This window comes from Bradyrhizobium sp. USDA 4532 (genome assembly GCF_024171315.1).
Lineage (GTDB): Bacteria > Pseudomonadota > Alphaproteobacteria > Rhizobiales > Xanthobacteraceae > Bradyrhizobium > Bradyrhizobium australafricanum.
The window spans coordinates 7,975,781-7,990,529 of sequence record NZ_JALJZN010000001.1 but is presented as its reverse complement, the minus strand read 5'-3'; the positions used below and the strand labels follow the sequence as shown (position 1 = coordinate 7,990,529).

14 protein-coding genes are annotated in these 14,749 nt (G+C 65.6%); 7 read left to right on the top strand and 7 right to left on the bottom strand.

Annotated elements, in window-relative coordinates; all coding sequences use genetic code 11:
- Window positions 1-62 precede the first annotated feature (62 nt).
- Complete coding sequence (locus J2R76_RS36845) at window positions 63-1,268, top strand: CaiB/BaiF CoA-transferase family protein (RefSeq protein ID WP_057019265.1); 1,206 nt, start codon at window positions 63-65, stop codon at window positions 1,266-1,268.
- A 153-nt stretch (window positions 1,269-1,421) separates the two neighbouring features.
- Here the strand turns inward: J2R76_RS36845 and J2R76_RS36840 are convergent, their stop codons facing one another.
- From J2R76_RS36840 to J2R76_RS36830, 3 genes are all read right to left on the bottom strand, one after another.
- Window positions 1,422-1,586 (bottom strand): hypothetical protein, encoded by a 165-nt coding sequence (locus tag J2R76_RS36840; RefSeq protein WP_168855758.1) that lies wholly within the window; start codon window positions 1,584-1,586, stop codon window positions 1,422-1,424.
- Window positions 1,587-1,685: 99 nt separating this feature from the next.
- Window positions 1,686-3,233, bottom strand: coding sequence for a hypothetical protein (locus J2R76_RS36835; protein ID WP_253625672.1), 1,548 nt, complete (start codon window positions 3,231-3,233; stop codon window positions 1,686-1,688).
- Between the two features lie 193 nt (window positions 3,234-3,426).
- The gene (locus J2R76_RS36830; RefSeq protein ID WP_253625671.1) at window positions 3,427-4,500 is read right to left on the bottom strand and encodes a hypothetical protein; all 1,074 of its coding nucleotides are present in this window, start codon (window positions 4,498-4,500) and stop codon (window positions 3,427-3,429) included.
- Between the two features lie 204 nt (window positions 4,501-4,704).
- Here J2R76_RS36830 and J2R76_RS36825 point away from each other — a divergent pair, with 204 nt between their 5' ends.
- From J2R76_RS36825 to J2R76_RS36815, 3 genes are all read left to right on the top strand, one after another.
- Complete coding sequence (locus J2R76_RS36825; RefSeq protein ID WP_018273297.1) at window positions 4,705-5,079, top strand: Crp/Fnr family transcriptional regulator; 375 nt, start codon at window positions 4,705-4,707, stop codon at window positions 5,077-5,079.
- Window positions 5,076-5,885, top strand: a complete 810-nt coding sequence (locus J2R76_RS36820) for an MBL fold metallo-hydrolase (protein WP_253625670.1) — start codon at window positions 5,076-5,078, stop codon at window positions 5,883-5,885. Before J2R76_RS36825 ends, J2R76_RS36820 begins: the two co-directional genes overlap by 4 nt.
- A 139-nt stretch (window positions 5,886-6,024) precedes the next feature.
- Window positions 6,025-6,639 (top strand): glutathione S-transferase family protein, encoded by a 615-nt coding sequence (locus J2R76_RS36815; protein WP_253625669.1) that lies wholly within the window; start codon window positions 6,025-6,027, stop codon window positions 6,637-6,639.
- A gap of 198 nt (window positions 6,640-6,837) precedes the next feature.
- Here the strand turns inward: J2R76_RS36815 and J2R76_RS36810 are convergent, their stop codons facing one another.
- From J2R76_RS36810 to J2R76_RS36800, 3 genes are read right to left on the bottom strand one after another with little or no spacing between them, the layout of a single operon-like run.
- Window positions 6,838-7,332, bottom strand: coding sequence for a TPM domain-containing protein (locus tag J2R76_RS36810; RefSeq protein ID WP_253625668.1), 495 nt, complete (start codon window positions 7,330-7,332; stop codon window positions 6,838-6,840).
- A gap of 2 nt (window positions 7,333-7,334) precedes the next feature.
- Window positions 7,335-8,231 (bottom strand): YgcG family protein, encoded by an 897-nt coding sequence (locus J2R76_RS36805; RefSeq protein WP_253625667.1) that lies wholly within the window; start codon window positions 8,229-8,231, stop codon window positions 7,335-7,337.
- Window positions 8,232-8,252: 21 nt separating this feature from the next.
- On the bottom strand, window positions 8,253-8,870 hold the full coding sequence (locus J2R76_RS36800) for a LemA family protein (protein ID WP_028334935.1): 618 nt from the start codon (window positions 8,868-8,870) through the stop codon (window positions 8,253-8,255).
- A gap of 160 nt (window positions 8,871-9,030) precedes the next feature.
- Here J2R76_RS36800 and J2R76_RS36795 point away from each other — a divergent pair, with 160 nt between their 5' ends.
- The 3 genes from J2R76_RS36795 to J2R76_RS36785 are packed head-to-tail and all read left to right on the top strand — an operon-like array spanning window position 9,031 to window position 12,249.
- Window positions 9,031-9,885: an enoyl-CoA hydratase gene (locus J2R76_RS36795; protein ID WP_082653946.1), complete on the top strand. Its 855-nt coding sequence runs from the start codon at window positions 9,031-9,033 to the stop codon at window positions 9,883-9,885.
- Window positions 9,886-9,893: 8 nt separating this feature from the next.
- Complete coding sequence (locus tag J2R76_RS36790) at window positions 9,894-11,039, top strand: acyl-CoA dehydrogenase family protein (RefSeq protein WP_253625666.1); 1,146 nt, start codon at window positions 9,894-9,896, stop codon at window positions 11,037-11,039.
- 13 nt (window positions 11,040-11,052) lie between these two features.
- Complete coding sequence (locus tag J2R76_RS36785) at window positions 11,053-12,249, top strand: acyl-CoA dehydrogenase family protein (protein WP_253625665.1); 1,197 nt, start codon at window positions 11,053-11,055, stop codon at window positions 12,247-12,249.
- 122 nt (window positions 12,250-12,371) lie between these two features.
- Here the strand turns inward: J2R76_RS36785 and J2R76_RS36780 are convergent, their stop codons facing one another.
- Complete coding sequence (locus J2R76_RS36780; RefSeq protein ID WP_253625664.1) at window positions 12,372-14,699, bottom strand: xanthine dehydrogenase family protein molybdopterin-binding subunit; 2,328 nt, start codon at window positions 14,697-14,699, stop codon at window positions 12,372-12,374.
- Between the last annotated feature and the right edge of the window lie 50 nt (window positions 14,700-14,749).

Sequence of the window (14,749 nt, the reverse complement as noted above, 5' to 3'; positions counted from 1 at the left end):
TTGCTTGCGATAATTCCAGCTACCGGAAAAACACCAACAAGCGCCACGGGAGCGACGGCACGATGGAAAAAGGCATTTTTGACGGGCTCAAGGTCCTGGACTGCGCGAGCTTCATCGCGGCACCCGCGGCCGCCACCGTGCTGTCCGACTTCGGCGCCGACGTCATCAAGATCGAGCCGCCCGGCGCCGGCGATCCCTATCGCAATCTGCCCAATCTGCCCGGCTATCCATCGAGCGAGCACAATTTCGCGTGGATGCTGGAGGCCCGCAACAAGAAGAGCCTCGCGCTCGACCTCACCAAGCCTGACGCGCAGCAGGTGCTGTACAAGCTCGTCGCCGAGGCCGACGTGTTCATCACCAACATGCCGCCGCAGGTGCGCGCAAAGCTCGGCATCACCTACGACCATCTTGCCCATCTCAACGACCGGCTGATCTACGCGTCCTTCACCGGCTATGGCGAGAAGGGCGAAGAGGCCAACAAGCCCGGCTTCGACTCCAACGCCTATTGGGCCCGCTCCGGCCTGATGGATCTGGTGCGCGCCGACGAGGAGACTACGCCGGCCCGTTCCGTCGCCGGCATGGGCGATCACCCCTGCGCGATGGCGTTCTACGGCGCGATCGTCACCGCGCTGTTCCAGCGCGAGAAGACCGGCAAGGGCTCGCACGTCTCGACCAATCTGATGGCCAACGGCGTCTGGGCCAATGGCGTGCTGGCGCAGGCCAAGCTCGCCGGCGCCAAGTTCAAGAAGCGCAAGCCGCGCGAGGAGGCGCTGAACGCGGTCACCAACCACTATAAGTGCAAGGACGGCCGCTGGCTGATCCTGTCGCTGCTCAACGAAGACCGGCAATGGCCAACGCTGGCGCGCTGCATGGGCCGCGAGGATCTCGTCGCCGATCCGCGCTTCGCCACCAAGGCGGACCGCCATGCGCGCTCGGTCGAGCTGATCAAGATCTTCGACGAGGTGTTCGCCGGCAAGGACCTCGCCGAATGGCGCAAGATACTCGATGGCAACGGTCTCGTGTTCGGCGTCGTCGGCATCCTCGACGACATCCCGAACGACAAGCAGATGATCGAGAACGAGGTGCTGGTGCGCTTCGAGAACGACACCATGCTGACCGTCAACAGCCCGATCTTCATCGACGGCGCGAGGAAGGTGCAGCCGCGCAAACCGCCCGAGGTCGGCGAGCATTCCGACGAGATCCTGCGCCAGGCCGGCTACGACGAGGCCACGATCCAGAAGCTGCGCGCGTCGGGCGCGGTGGCGTAGCGAACTAACCACCTTCGTGAGTAGCCCGGATGGAGCGAAGCGAAATCCGGGACAAGTATCGCAATCGGATCACGCAATCCCGGATTTCGCTTCGCTCCATCCGGGCTACGAGGTCAGCGAGCATTCCATCGCAGGCATCCAACGCCTAGAAAGCTATCTTTTCATCCAGGCCCAGACCAGGACCACAACGATGATGCCGAGGATGACCGCGAGCCCGATCGCCCAGCTGCTGACGCGGACGGCGCTGACCGCCTGACGCTCGGCCTCGTTGGCCGCGATCTCGCGGTCGCGCTGCTTGTCGTCCTCGGGAGCACTCATCGGCCGGTCTCCGCTCAAGGCTGGGCTGTTCGGGGCATGGTCGCGACGTGGAATGTAGCATCGAATAATGACGCGCAGCGGCTTCGGTTCCGGCGGAAATCACCGGCCCTTCACGAAGCACATGCCGATGCGCGAGGCCTTCCCGGCAACCTGGCAGGCAAGGCCGTCGGCGCAGGTCCAGCCGCGGAAGCTGCGGTCGCTCTCGGCGGGCCTGGCGCCCGGCAGATAGCAATGCGCGCCCCAGCCGTCGCTGTATTCGGTGCCGGCAAGTTCGGTGCTGCCGCGCAGCTGCGGCCGGTTGGAGAAGCCGCGCGAAAAGTCCGGCGCCTTGCCGTCGCGGAGGCTTGCGAGGATATCGCGGCGGCGGGGCTGGTCGCCGAAGAAATGCGGCGAGGCCGGCACCACGGTGGAGTTCGACGGCTTTGCCGCCATCCAGTCGACGCCGGGGAAATGGAAGCCGCCGATGCCGCGGGTCTGGTGACAGCCCGCGCAGGTGACATCGTTGAGGCGCCGCTCGAAGCCGGCCAGCGACTGGATGTTTTGCAGCTTCGTTCCGTCGGCCGCAGCCTTCTGCAGGGCGCCGACGACGTCACCATCGGAGAACACCGCATTGCCGGCCGTGCCCTCACCCTGCACCATGCCGAATTCGGGCTCCAGCTCGCTGACATCGAAACCAGTCGGCGTCGGCGCGACCGCTACGGTCGCGAGGAAGCGATCGGGGATCAGCAAGGTGCCGCGATCGAGCTCGGCAAAATGCTTGGGGTCAAGCAACCACGCCTTGAAGTCGCGCCTCAGTGCCCCGTCCGCCAGAATACGGTCGCGATCGATCTGGTTCTCCAGCGGCGCTTCGGCAAACCGTTTTGCCACGCCGTCATAATCGAACACTTTGAGCAGATAGTCGGTGCGGAAATCGCGCACCGCGGATTTCGGCGCGTGCGCGATCTGCAGATTGGTCTCGATACGATCGATATTGCGCGCATCGATCAGGTCGAGCGGACCATCCTTGCCGAGCAACTTCTCCATCCCCGGCGGCGCGCTGCCGGTCGCGAGCCAGCGCCGCGCGATTTCGCGGCAGCCGAGCGATGCGTCGTTGCCGTCGCCTTTCGCCTTCAGCACGAGGTTCAGCGTCATCGGCAGCCGCTGCGACACCGCGTTCTCGCCGATCGGCGACACATCGGTACGGGTCAGCCGGTAGATCAACCGGATCTCGCCGCAATCTTTCGGCGCCACATAGGCGCGGTCCATGCGGTTGACGATGCCTGACAGCACGAAGCGGACGTCGGAGGATTCAAGCAGCGCCCGGTCGACCAGCTGAAACGCAAAGCCTTCGCCGACGCCAATGTTCTCATTCGGCAGGCTTGCCTTATGTTTTGCGACGTAGCGATCGAATTCGCGATCCAGCGCCTCGCGCACCGGAACCATCACGGCGAGCCCGAACAGATCACGGTTGGACAGCGGCGTGTCGGCGGAACGCTCCGGCGCGAGCATCCGGCCGAGGCTGAAGCGGCCGTGGTCGAACTCGCGGAGGGTGGCGGGATCGATCACCGCCGTGCCGCGCTCGAGCGCGCGATCCTCGGCGGCACGTGCAGGCGCGGCGCCGCAGAGCAGAACGGACATCACCAGAAGGCATTTCAGCGCGCGGCTCATGCCCCACTAACACCGCGCGGCAAACCCTATTCAAGAAAAAAGGCGCTTCACATCGTAGTGAAGCGCCTTGGTGTTGTCGTGTTGCGGAGATCATAGCGTTTTCGAGCGAAGTGGAGCCCTGTTCGCGTGAAGAAAACGCGTCCAAACGACGAGCTGGAGCTTCGGTTCTGATTCAATCAGAACCGAAAATGCTCTAGCGCGAAACGATCAGGCCCTTGCTGGTGACGACCACCCAACGGCCGTCCTGCTTGCGGATGGCATCGACGCGGCCGAGACCGGGGACGGGGTCGCCGGCGTAAACCTCGTAGATGCCGCCGCGGCCCTCGATCAGCGCGCCGCCATTGCCGACGTCGCGCAGCGACCAGCCGTCGACCACCGGCAGGCGGCCGACCTCTGGCCTGGGGGCGGCCGGCGCCGCCGCGGCAGTCGCCGGGGTGATCGAGCCCGTGACCTCGCGGGCGGGCGTCGCCGCGGCGACGGTGGTCTGCGGCGCGGCGCGGAGCTTGTCGACCGCCTCGCTGAGCTTGTTGAGCTTGGCCATCGGCTCGGCCTGGGCCTTCTCGACCTTCTCGATCCGGTCGTTGGCCTTGCTGAACTGGGTCTGGCCGGCCCTGGCGGTCTGCTCGACGCTGGCCTTCAGCGCGGCGACCTCGGATTCGATCCGGGCGAGCGCGGCATCGGCCGCTTCCTTGTTGGCGGCGGCGTCCTTGGCAGCCACATCCCTGACGGAAGCAGCGGCGGGGGCGGCGAGATGGCCGAGCCCCGCGGTCGCGAGCGCACCGCCGATGGCGCCGGCCACGGTCGCCAGCGCGATCACCGCGGCCATCGCGCCGATCCGGCGCGTGCCGGCCGGCTTGCCCGCCGCCTTGGCCGCCTGTTCGGCGCCTGGCCTGGATGCCGTCGCCTCATGGTCCCAGGTGCGGTCACCCGGCGCCATGATCATCAGCTTGCCCGGAAAATGCGGCTCTTCCCGCTTGCCGGTCTCGACCTTGGGCACGTCCATATTGGTCGGCTCGACCTTGGCCTCGACCTTCGGCTCGATCATGGACTCGATCTTGGGGTCGATCTTGGGCGGCTCAACCTTCGAGGGTTCAACCTTGGGCGCGTCCATCCGGGGCGCGTCCGCCTTTGGCGACGTCTCTTCCTGCTCGGGCGCAAGCCGGGGAGCTTCGACACCGGTCGCGGCCATCACGGGCTCGCTTTTCGCCGCCATTTCGGCGCCGGTTTGACCGCTGACCGGCTCGCTCTGCTGCTCACTCACGTTCAAAGTCTCCAGACTAGGTTGACAATTCGGTAACTTTTATTGCTTGCGAAATGGTTACCCCGCTCCGCCATTACCTAAATTTTAGGGAGTTTTCCGGGCCGGATTTGGGCGATGCTGCCCTGCGGCAATCTGCGCCGCTTCCGTTTGCGCGCGGCGCTTTCCCGATTAACATACCGTCATCTTCCAGCCAGAAGGCAGGAGAGCGCCATGACGATCGAGAAATGCATCAAGGAATTTGGTGTCGATGACGTCATCTTTGAGGAAGGCTCGACCGGCCGCGAGCTGTTTGTCGTGCTCGACGGCAAGGTCGACATCGCCAAGATCGATCGCGGAAACAAGACTGTTATCGTCAGCCTCGGCAAGGGCGAGTTCTTCGGCGAGATGGCCGTGATCGACGGCTCGGCGCGCTCGGCGACCGCCATCGCCTCCGCGCCCGCAACGCGGGTGATGCGGATCAACCACGCCCGCTTCGTCTATCTGGTCAGCCAGCAGCCGGCGTTCGCGCTGATGGTGATGGATGCGCTCTCGAAGCGCCTGCGCGCATCCAACGCGGTCACTTACCGGACGGCGGCAACCCCATGAGCGACCGCAAGCCAAGCCCGTTCAAGACGCTTTTCGACGCCGAGGTCGCAACGCTGATCCAGGCCGCCGACGACGTCTATCAGATCCGCTTCAAGAACCGTGCGGCGAACGCCTATCTGGTGCGCGGCAGCAAGCGGACCATCATGATCGACGTCGGACTGTCGAGCAATTATCCGTCGCTCGTCGCCTGTCTCAACCATATCGGGGTGACGCCCGAGATGGTCGACATGGTGGTGCTGAGCCATGAGCATCTCGACCACATCGGCGCGGCGTACCATTTCCACGGCAGCGCCTACGTCGCCGCGCACCGGCTCGCCGCCAACAAGATCATGCTGCGCGACGATTTCTCGATGCTGCGCAAGATGTTCAACGAGCCGAACGTGCCGATCGATATCGACATCTGGCTCGAGGAAGGCAACCTGATCGACCTCGGCAATTTCCGCCTCAACGTGATGTACACGCCCGGCCACACCTCGGCCTGCATCACGCTGTTCGACCAGGACAAGGGCCTGCTGTTCGCCGCCGACACGCTGATGCCCGGCGGCGTGATGGGCGGCGTGTTCGGCTCCGGCTCGATCGCCGACTATATCCAGTCGCTGGAGCGGCTGAAGGGCCTCAACTCGAAGATCCTGCTGTCGGGACATGGCCGGCTGTCCGACACGCCACAGGACGATGTGCGGATCGCGCTGCAGCGCTCGCACGGCCTGCTCGAGGACACCGCGCAACTGTTCGATGCACTCGATGCGCGCTCGAATTTCGAGCCGATCATGCAGTCGGTGCGCGACCTCAACAAGCTCGACGATTGAGCTCAGTTCCTCCCCGTCGTTGCGAGCCAACGGGTCGCAATGACGTTCGGGCGACCGAGCGCCTTCACATTTGACAAATCCGCGCCCGGCCTGTTCAACAGCGGCAACAACAACGTTGAAGAAACAGGGAGCGAGGATCATGAAGCTTTACGACTCGATCGGACCCAATCCGCGCATCGTGCGCATGTTCATGGCGGAGAAGGGCATCGAGATACCCAAACAGGCCGTCGACCTGCGCAAGGGCGAGAACCGCGAGACGGAACACCTGAAACGCAATCCGCACGGCCAGATGCCGGCGCTCGAGCTCGACTGCGGCAACTACCTCTCCGAGATCACGGCGATCTGCGAATATCTCGAGGAGAAGCACCCCTCGCCCGCGATGATCGGCACCACGCCGGAAGAGCGCGCGGAATGCCGGATGTGGACGCGCCGCGTCGATCTCAACATCGCCGAGCCGCTCGCCAACGGCTACCGCTTCGGCGAAGCGCTGAAATTCTTCGAGAAGCGCATTCCCGTTGCGCCCGAAGCCTCGCCCGGCCTGAAGATGATCGCCGCCAACCGCATCAAATGGCTTGACGACCAGATGGCCGACGGCCGCGACTACATCTGCGGCAAGCGCTTCACGCTCGCCGACATGCTGCTCTATTGCTGGCTCGATTTCGGCAACCAGGTCGGCCAGCCGCTGGACCAGTCGAACGCTAACATCGTTGCCTGGTTCAACCGCGTCGGCGCGCGGCCATCGGTGAAGGCGTAAAAGGCGGTCGTCTTATCCTCCCCTCGAGGGGGAGGATCGGTTCGCATGAAGCGTAGCGCAATGCGAACCGAGGTGGGGTGATCTCTCCCCTCGGGTAGCGTTCACGCGGAGAGACCTTCACCCCACCTCGCCGCTCATTGCATTCGCGTCGATCCTCCCCCTCCAGGGGAGGATGAAGAGCACCCGACCACTCAGTCCCTAAATCACCACCGGCTTGTCCGGCAGCTCGTTCGGGCCGGCCGGTGGCGGGAAATGCTTTGCCAGCTCGCGCGACACCGCCTCGATCCCCTTGATCACGCCCTGCTCGAACCGGCCGGCCCGGAAATCCGTTTCCATCGTGCGGCAGATCGCCTCCCAGCCGGCATGGCCGACCTTCGCGTCGATGCCGCGATCGGCGACGATCTCGACGTCGCGGTCGGCGAGCAACAGATAGATCAGGACGCCATTGTTGTGATCGGTGTCCCAGATCCGCAAATGCGAGAACACGTCGAGCGCGCGCTCCCGCGCAGGCTGATTGCGGAACAGCGGCACGCCGTCGAGCGCGCCCTCGACGACGAAACGGATCTGGCCGGAATGAGTGGCCTCACCGGCCTTGATCGCCCGCTCGATGGCGCCGAGCACGCGCGGCGGAAAATCACGCCGCACCCGCCAGCGGTGCTCGAGCAGATGCTTGCCGATGCGCTTGATGCCCATGCCTACCAGCTCCCCGAGGCGCCGCCGCCGCCGAAGCTGCCGCCTCCGCCGCTGAAGCCGCCGCTGTCGCTCGAGCTCGAACCGCTGCTCCAGCCCCCGCCGCCGGACCAGCCGCCGGAATAACCGCCGCCGCGCCGGTACGGTCCCGAGCCTGCCGTCGGACCGCCGAAGTTCAATCCGCCGAAGATCAGCGCCGCGACGGCGGCGAACAGGCCGACCACCAGCGCCGTGGCGAGCGAGCCGGCCACCATCCAGGTGAAGACGCCGACAACACCGCCGGTCGCGACCGAGCCCAGCAACCGCCCCAGTATCCCGCGCAACACGCCGGCCACGATGATGACGATAAAGATCGTCACCGGATTGGCGAAGTCGACCAGGTTCGGCCCTTGCCAATGCTCGGGCTCCGGCGCCGGCAATTGCTCGCCATTGATCAGGCGGATCATCCGGTCGACGCCGGCCGAGATGCCGCCAGCGAAATCGCCGGCCTTGAATTTCGGCGTGATGTCTTCGTCGATGATGCGGTGGGTGACGGCATCGCTCAGCACGCCTTCGAGGCCATAGCCGACCTCGATGCGCAAGTGCCGGTCGTTCTTGGCGACGACAAGGAGCGCACCGTCGTCGACCTTCTTGCGCCCGATCTTCCAGGCCTCGGCCACGCGGATCGAGAACTGCTCGATGGTTTCCTCGCCCGTGGTCGGCACGATCAAGACCGCGATCTGGCTGCCCTTGCGGGCCTCCAGATCCTTCAGCCGGTCGGTCAGCGTCGCGACATCGCTCGCCGACAGCGTCCCGGTCTGGTCGACGACGCGGCCGGTGAGCGGAGGCACCGCGACCTCGGCCCACGCCGGGCACACGAAGCCCAGCAGGAAGCCGAGCAGGATGACGCGTGCGGCGGTCATCGCGATGTGCGCACGCCGGCGCTATTTCGACGGCGCAGGGGCCGGCGACGGATTATTGAAATCGACCTTCGGCGCAGTCGATATTTCCTTTTCATTGTCGACCGTGAAGTTGGGCTTCTCCTTGTAGCCGAACGCCATCGCGGTCAGATTGTTCGGGAAGGTGCGGATGCCGACGTTGTAGTCCTGCACTGCCTTGATGTAGCGATTGCGCGCCACCGTGATGCGGTTCTCGGTGCCCTCGAGTTGCGCCATCAGGTCGCGGAACAGCGCGTCCGATTTCAGCTGCGGATAGTTTTCGGTGACGACCAGCAGCCGCGACAGCGCGCTGGTCAGTTCGCCCTGCGCCTGCGTGAACTTCTGGAACGCGGCCGGGTCGTTGAGCACCTCGGGGGTTGCCTGGATGCTGCCGACCTTGGCGCGCGCGTTGGTGACGCCGAGCAGCACGTCCTTCTCCTGCTGCGCAAAGCCCTTCACGGAGTTGACCAGGTTGGGCACGAGATCGGCGCGCCGCTGGTACTGGTTCACCACCTCCGACCAGCTCGACTTGACCTGCTCGTCACTGGTCTGGATCGCGTTGTAGCCGCAGTTGGTCAGGCTCAATGTCGCCAGCGCTGCGAGCACGGTCCAAAGCTTGCGCATGAAGATGGTCCTCCCCGGGTGGATTCTGCGTCAGCGTAACAGATTTTCGCCGGATAATCCCGTGCGGCGGATTTCGCGGCTTCTTTTGCGGATGATGACGCTTGCCTATCCCTGCCCGCGCCGTTCATCATGGCAAAAAAATCGATCGCGGGAGGATCCATTGGCGTCTGAACAATTCGAGACGATTGTTGTCGAACGGCCCGAGCCCGCGATCGCGCGGATCGTGATGAACCGCCCCGAGGCCCGCAACGCCCAGAACCTGCAAATGACCTACGACCTCAACGCCGCCTTCGACCGAGCGGTGCAGGACGACGCGGTCAAGGTCATCATCCTCGCCGGCAACGGCCCGCATTTCTCGGCCGGTCACGATCTGCGGCCAGGGGCCAAGAACCAGGCCGGTGCCGATTTCCCGCCAGTCGGAAATTGGGGCGGCTTCGCCGAGCCGAACGCCCATGGCCGCTTCGCGCGCGAGCAGGAGATCTACCTGCAGATCACAAGGCGCTGGCGCAATCTGGCAAAGCCGACGATCGCCGAGGTGCACGGCAAGTGCATCGCCGGCGGACTGATGCTGGCCTGGGCCTGCGACCTGATCGTTGCCAGCAACGATGCCGAGTTCTGCGACCCCGTGGTGACGATGGGCGTCTGTGGCGTCGAGTGGTTCGTGCATCCCTGGGAGCTCGGCGCGCGCAAGGCCAAGGAGATGCTGTTCACCGCCGACGTCTGGAACGCCGACGAGGCGCATCGCCTCGGCATGGTCAATCACGTGGTGGCGCGCGGCGATCTCTCGTCGTTCACGCTGGCGCTGGCGCGGCGGATTGCCGCAAAGCCCGCCTTTGCGCTGAAGCTTTCCAAGGAGGCGGTGAACCGCTCGATAGACATCATGGGGCAGCCTGCCGCGATCGATCAGGCCTTCGCGCTGCATCAGCTCTGCCACGCCCACAACCTTCAGGAATTCGGCATGGTGGTGGACCCCGCGGGTCTGCATCCCTCCGTCAAGAAAACCGCCAACGTGTAGCAAGCCAGATGGACCTCACCCTCAGCGACGAGCAGCGCCTGCTGCGCGAAAGTGCCGACCGCTTCGTGGCGGAAACCTTCAGCCCCGAGCATCGCAGGAAAGCGGCGAACGATCCGCTGGGCTATTCGCCCGCGATCTGGAAACAGTTCGCCGAGCTCGGCTGGCTGGCGCTGCCGATCAGTGAAGCCAATGGCGGGCTCGGCGGCGGCGCGATCGAGATCGGACTGCTGATGGAAGCGTTCGGCCGCGGACTGGTGTCCGAGCCGTTCCTCTCCACGGTCGTGATCGGCGCCGCGCTGGTCGCCGAGTGCGGCACCGAGGCGCAGAAGCAGGCGATCCTGCCTGATGTTGCCGAGGGCAAGCTTACGCTCACCTTCGCGCATTCGGAGCGCGCCGCGCGCTTCGATCTCGCCCATGTCGACACCACGGCCAGCAAGACCGCCGACGGGTGGCGCCTGAACGGCAGCAAGATCGCCGTACTCGACGGCGCTTCAGCCAACCAGATCATCGTCTCGGCCCGTATCGCCAACGCCAATGGTGCATCGGGCAAGCTTGGCCTGTTCCTGGTGCCGGCGAAAACGCCCGGGCTCACGCTGCGCGACTACGCGCGGCTCGGCGGCGGGCGCGGCTGTAATCTTGATCTCAGGGATGTGCAATTGCCCGCCGATGCGCTGCTCGGCGACGGCAGCGATGCGCTACCCGCGATCGAAACCGTGGTCGACCGCGCGATGGCCGCGCTCGGCGCGGAGGCGGTCGGCATCATGCAGACGCTGCTCGACACCACGCTCGAATATACCAAGATCCGCAAGCAGTTCGGCCGGCCGCTATCGAGCAACCAGGTGATCCGCCATCGCCTCGCCGACGTGGCGATGCAGGTCGACGAGGCGCGCTCGATGGCGTTGCGCGCCGCGCTGATGGCCAATGCCGAGCCTGTGGCCCGCAGCCGTGCGGCGTCCGGCGCCAAGGCGAAGATCGGCAAATGCGCGCGCTTCGTCGCCGAGCAGGCGGTGCAGCTGCACGGCGCCATGGGCGTCACTGAGGAGCTCGACATCGGCGCCTATTTCAAGCGGCTGCTCGCCTTCGACACGCTGTTCGGCAACAGCGCCCATCATTATCGCCGCCACGCCGCGCTCAGCGGCCGCGCCCACACCTAACGGAGAGCGCACCATGGATCTCACCTTCAGTGCCGAGGAACGCGCGTTCGAGCAGGAAGTCCGCGATTTCATTGCCGGCAGCCTGACGCCGGAGATGAAGCGCGCCACCGCGCTGACGCCGTCGGTGTTCTCCGACCCCGACATCGGCATGGCCTGGCAGCGCGCGCTGCACAAGAAGGGCTGGGGTGCGCCGGGCTGGCCGGTGGAGCATGGCGGACCGGACTGGACACCGGCACAGCGCTGGATCTTCGAGGCCGAATGCGCGCGCGCCGGCGTGCCCAATGTCAACGTGATGGGCGTGAAGATGGTCGGCCCCGTCATCATCGGGTTCGGCTCGCCCGAGCAGCAGAATTTCTATCTGCCGCGGATTCTCTCCGGCGAGGATTACTGGTGCCAGGGCTATTCCGAGCCGGGCTCGGGCTCCGACCTCGCCTCGCTGAAGACCCGCGCGGTGCGCGACGGCGACGAATACATCATCAACGGCACCAAGATCTGGACCACGCATGCGCACCACGCCAACCGCATGTTCGCGCTGGTGCGCACCAATGACGGCGAGCGGCAGCAGGACGGCATCAGCTTCATCCTGATCGACATGAAGACGCCGGGCATCGCCACGCGCCCGATCCTGACCATCGGCGGCGACCACGAGGTCAACCAGGTGTTCTTCGACGACGTCCGCGTGCCCGTCGCCAACCGCGTCGGCGAGGAAGGCAAGGGCTGGACCTACGGCAAATATCTGCTCGAATTCGAGCGCGGCTCCGGCATCGCGTCGGCCAAGCTGCGCGAGGCGCTGAAGACGATCACCGATCTCGCAGACTCCGAGGTCACCGGCCGCGCCATCGAGGATCCCGACATCGCGATCCGGATGTCGGAGGTCGAGGTCGATATCGACGCGCTCGAGATGACCGAGCTCAGGGTGCTGTCGGCGCTGCAGACCGGGCAGAATCCGGGCGCGGTGTCGTCGCTGATCAAGCTCCGCGTCAGCGAGATCCGCCAGGCGGTGACGCGGCTCGGCGTCGACGTGATCGGCCAGGACGGACTTGCCGTCGAGCCGGCGCGGCCGTTCTACCGGCTCAACCACGAGCCGGCGATCCCCGAAGAACTGCTGCCGGTGGTACCGGAATATCTCAACGGCCGCGCCTATACGATCTTCGGCGGATCATCCGAGATCCAGCGCGACATCATCGCGAAGATGGTGCTGGGACTGTAGGGCACCTCGTTCCGGGGCATCGCAAAGCGATGAACCTCAGGTGCGCAATTGCGCACCGGGGAACCTCGATGTTGTGGCGCGAGCTTCCGGGTTCGACGCTGCGCGTCGCCCCGGAATGACGGCTAAACGGCCGTCGCCTTGGCGTCGCGGATCGCCTGCCAGATCTTCGACGGCGTCAGCGGCGTGTTCAGCTGCTTGATTCCGACCTCGCTCAGCGCATCCATCACGCCGTTGGTGATGCAGGGCGGCCCGCCGATCGCGCCGGACTCGCCGCAGCCCTTGGCGCCTAGCGGGTTGGTCTTGCACGGCGCGGAACCATCGAGCGTCACCGTGATCGGCGGAACGTCATCCGCGCGCGGGATGCAATAGTCCTGATAGCTCGCGGTCAGCAGCTGGCCTTCCTCGCTATAGGCCACACCTTCGTACAGTGCCTGGCCAATGCCCTGGACAACGCCGCCATGCACCTGCCCCGTCACCAGCATCGGATTGACCGCGACGCCGACGTCGTCGACCGTGGTGTAGCGCACCACCCGCGTGACGCCGGTCTCGGGATCGATCTCGACCTCGCAGATATGGGTGCCGTTCGGCCAGCTCGGCCCGTCGACATTGCCCTCGCTCTCGACCGAGAGCTTTGCGCCGTTTTCCTTCGCCGCGATCTCGAACAGGCTGATGCGCCTGTCGGTGCCGACCACGGTGAGGAACCCGTCGCGATACTCGATGTCCTCGACGGAGGCCTCCAGCAAATTGGAGGCCTTGTCGCGCGCCTTGTTGATCATATCGTTGCTGGAGACCGCAACCGCGGTGCCGCCGACGAACAGCGAACGCGAGCCGACGCTGCCGAAGCCGGTGGCGAGGTCCGTGTCGCCCTGGATCACGTCGATCTTGTCCATCGCGATGCCGAGCGTATCAGCGATCATCTGGGTGTAGGTGGTGGCGAGGCCCTGCCCCATCGCCATCGTGCCGGAATGCAGGATGACGCGGCCCTCGGCGGTCGCGTGCAGCGAGACGTTCTCGGTGTGGGCGCGGCCGCCGGTCCATTCGATGTAGCTGGTGAGACCGCGGCCGTAGAGCAGGCCCTTCTTCTTCGCCGCCTTCTTGCGTGCGGCAAAGCCGTTCCAGTCGGCCAAATCAGACGCGCGCTCCAGCATGTGCGCGAAGGCACCGGAATCGTACACCTGCCCGACCGCATTGGTGTAGGGCAGCTGCGCCGGCTTGATGTAGTTGACCTTACGGATGGTGCGCGGGTCCATGCCGATCTGGCGCGCGGCGGCGTCGAACAGCCGCTCGACGATGAACACCGCCTCGGGCCTGCCGGCGCCGCGATAGGCGCCGACCGGCGCGGTGTGGGTCATCACCGACTTCACCTCGAAATGCACCAGCGGCAGGTCGTAGACGCCGGTCTGCACGAACGGGCCGAGCACCAGCGGAATGATGTTGGCGGTGCCCGACGAATAGGCCCCGGTGCCGCCGATCGAGCGCACCCGGTAGGCCAGCACGCGGCCCTTGGCGTCGAGCGCGAACTCGCCGGTAGATGTGAGGTCGCGGCCATGGGTGCCGCCGACGAACTCGTCGGTGCGGTCGCCGCGCCAGCGGATCTTCTCGTTCAGCTTGGTCGCGGCGTAGGCGACGATGCCGTCTTCCGGATACAGGCTGGTCTTCTGGCCGAAGCCGCCGCCGATGTCGCCGACCAGCACGCGCACGCTGTCCTTCGGCCGCTTCAGGATCGATTCCGCCAAGAGGTCGCGGGTCGAACCCGGAGTCTGCGACTGCACGTGCAGGATCAGCCGGCCGGTCTTCTTCTCGATCTCGGCAATGGTCGAGCGCGGCTCCATCGCCGACGGCACCAGGCGCTGGCTGACCAGGTCAAGCGACACCTTGTGCGCGGCGTTGGCGAAGGCTTCCTCGACCTTGGCGGCATCGCCATAGCTCATCGCGGCCACGATGTTGTCGGGCGCCTCCGGCCAGACCGCCGGCGCACCGGGCTTGATCGCCTCGACCGGATCAACCACCGAGGGCAGCACCTCGTAATCGATCTCGATCGCCTCGGCCGCGGTCTGCGCCAGCACCCGCGAGGTCGCGACCACAGCCGCGACGCCCTCGCCCGCGTAACGCACCACATCATGCGCCAGCAGGCGCCGTGGCGGCACGGTCATCGGCGAGCCGTCGGGCCGCTTGAAGATCGCAAGCGTCGGCAGCGTGCCGATATCGTCCTTGACGAGGTCGGCGCCGGTATAGACGGCCTTGACGCCCGGCATCTCCAGCGCCGCCCTGGCGTCGATCGCCTTGATGTTGGCGTGGGCGTGCGGCGAGCGCAGCACGTGCAGCCAGAGCGCACCGTCCTGCGGCTTGTCGTCGATGAAATGCCCCTTCCCGGTGACCAGCCGCTGGTCCTCCAGACGCTTGACTGGCTGGCCCGCACCAAAACGCATATTGCCGGGAAGAATGTTCATCAGAGGGTCCTTCGAGCTTCCAAGAATTTCCAGAGAATTTGGCGGCGGTT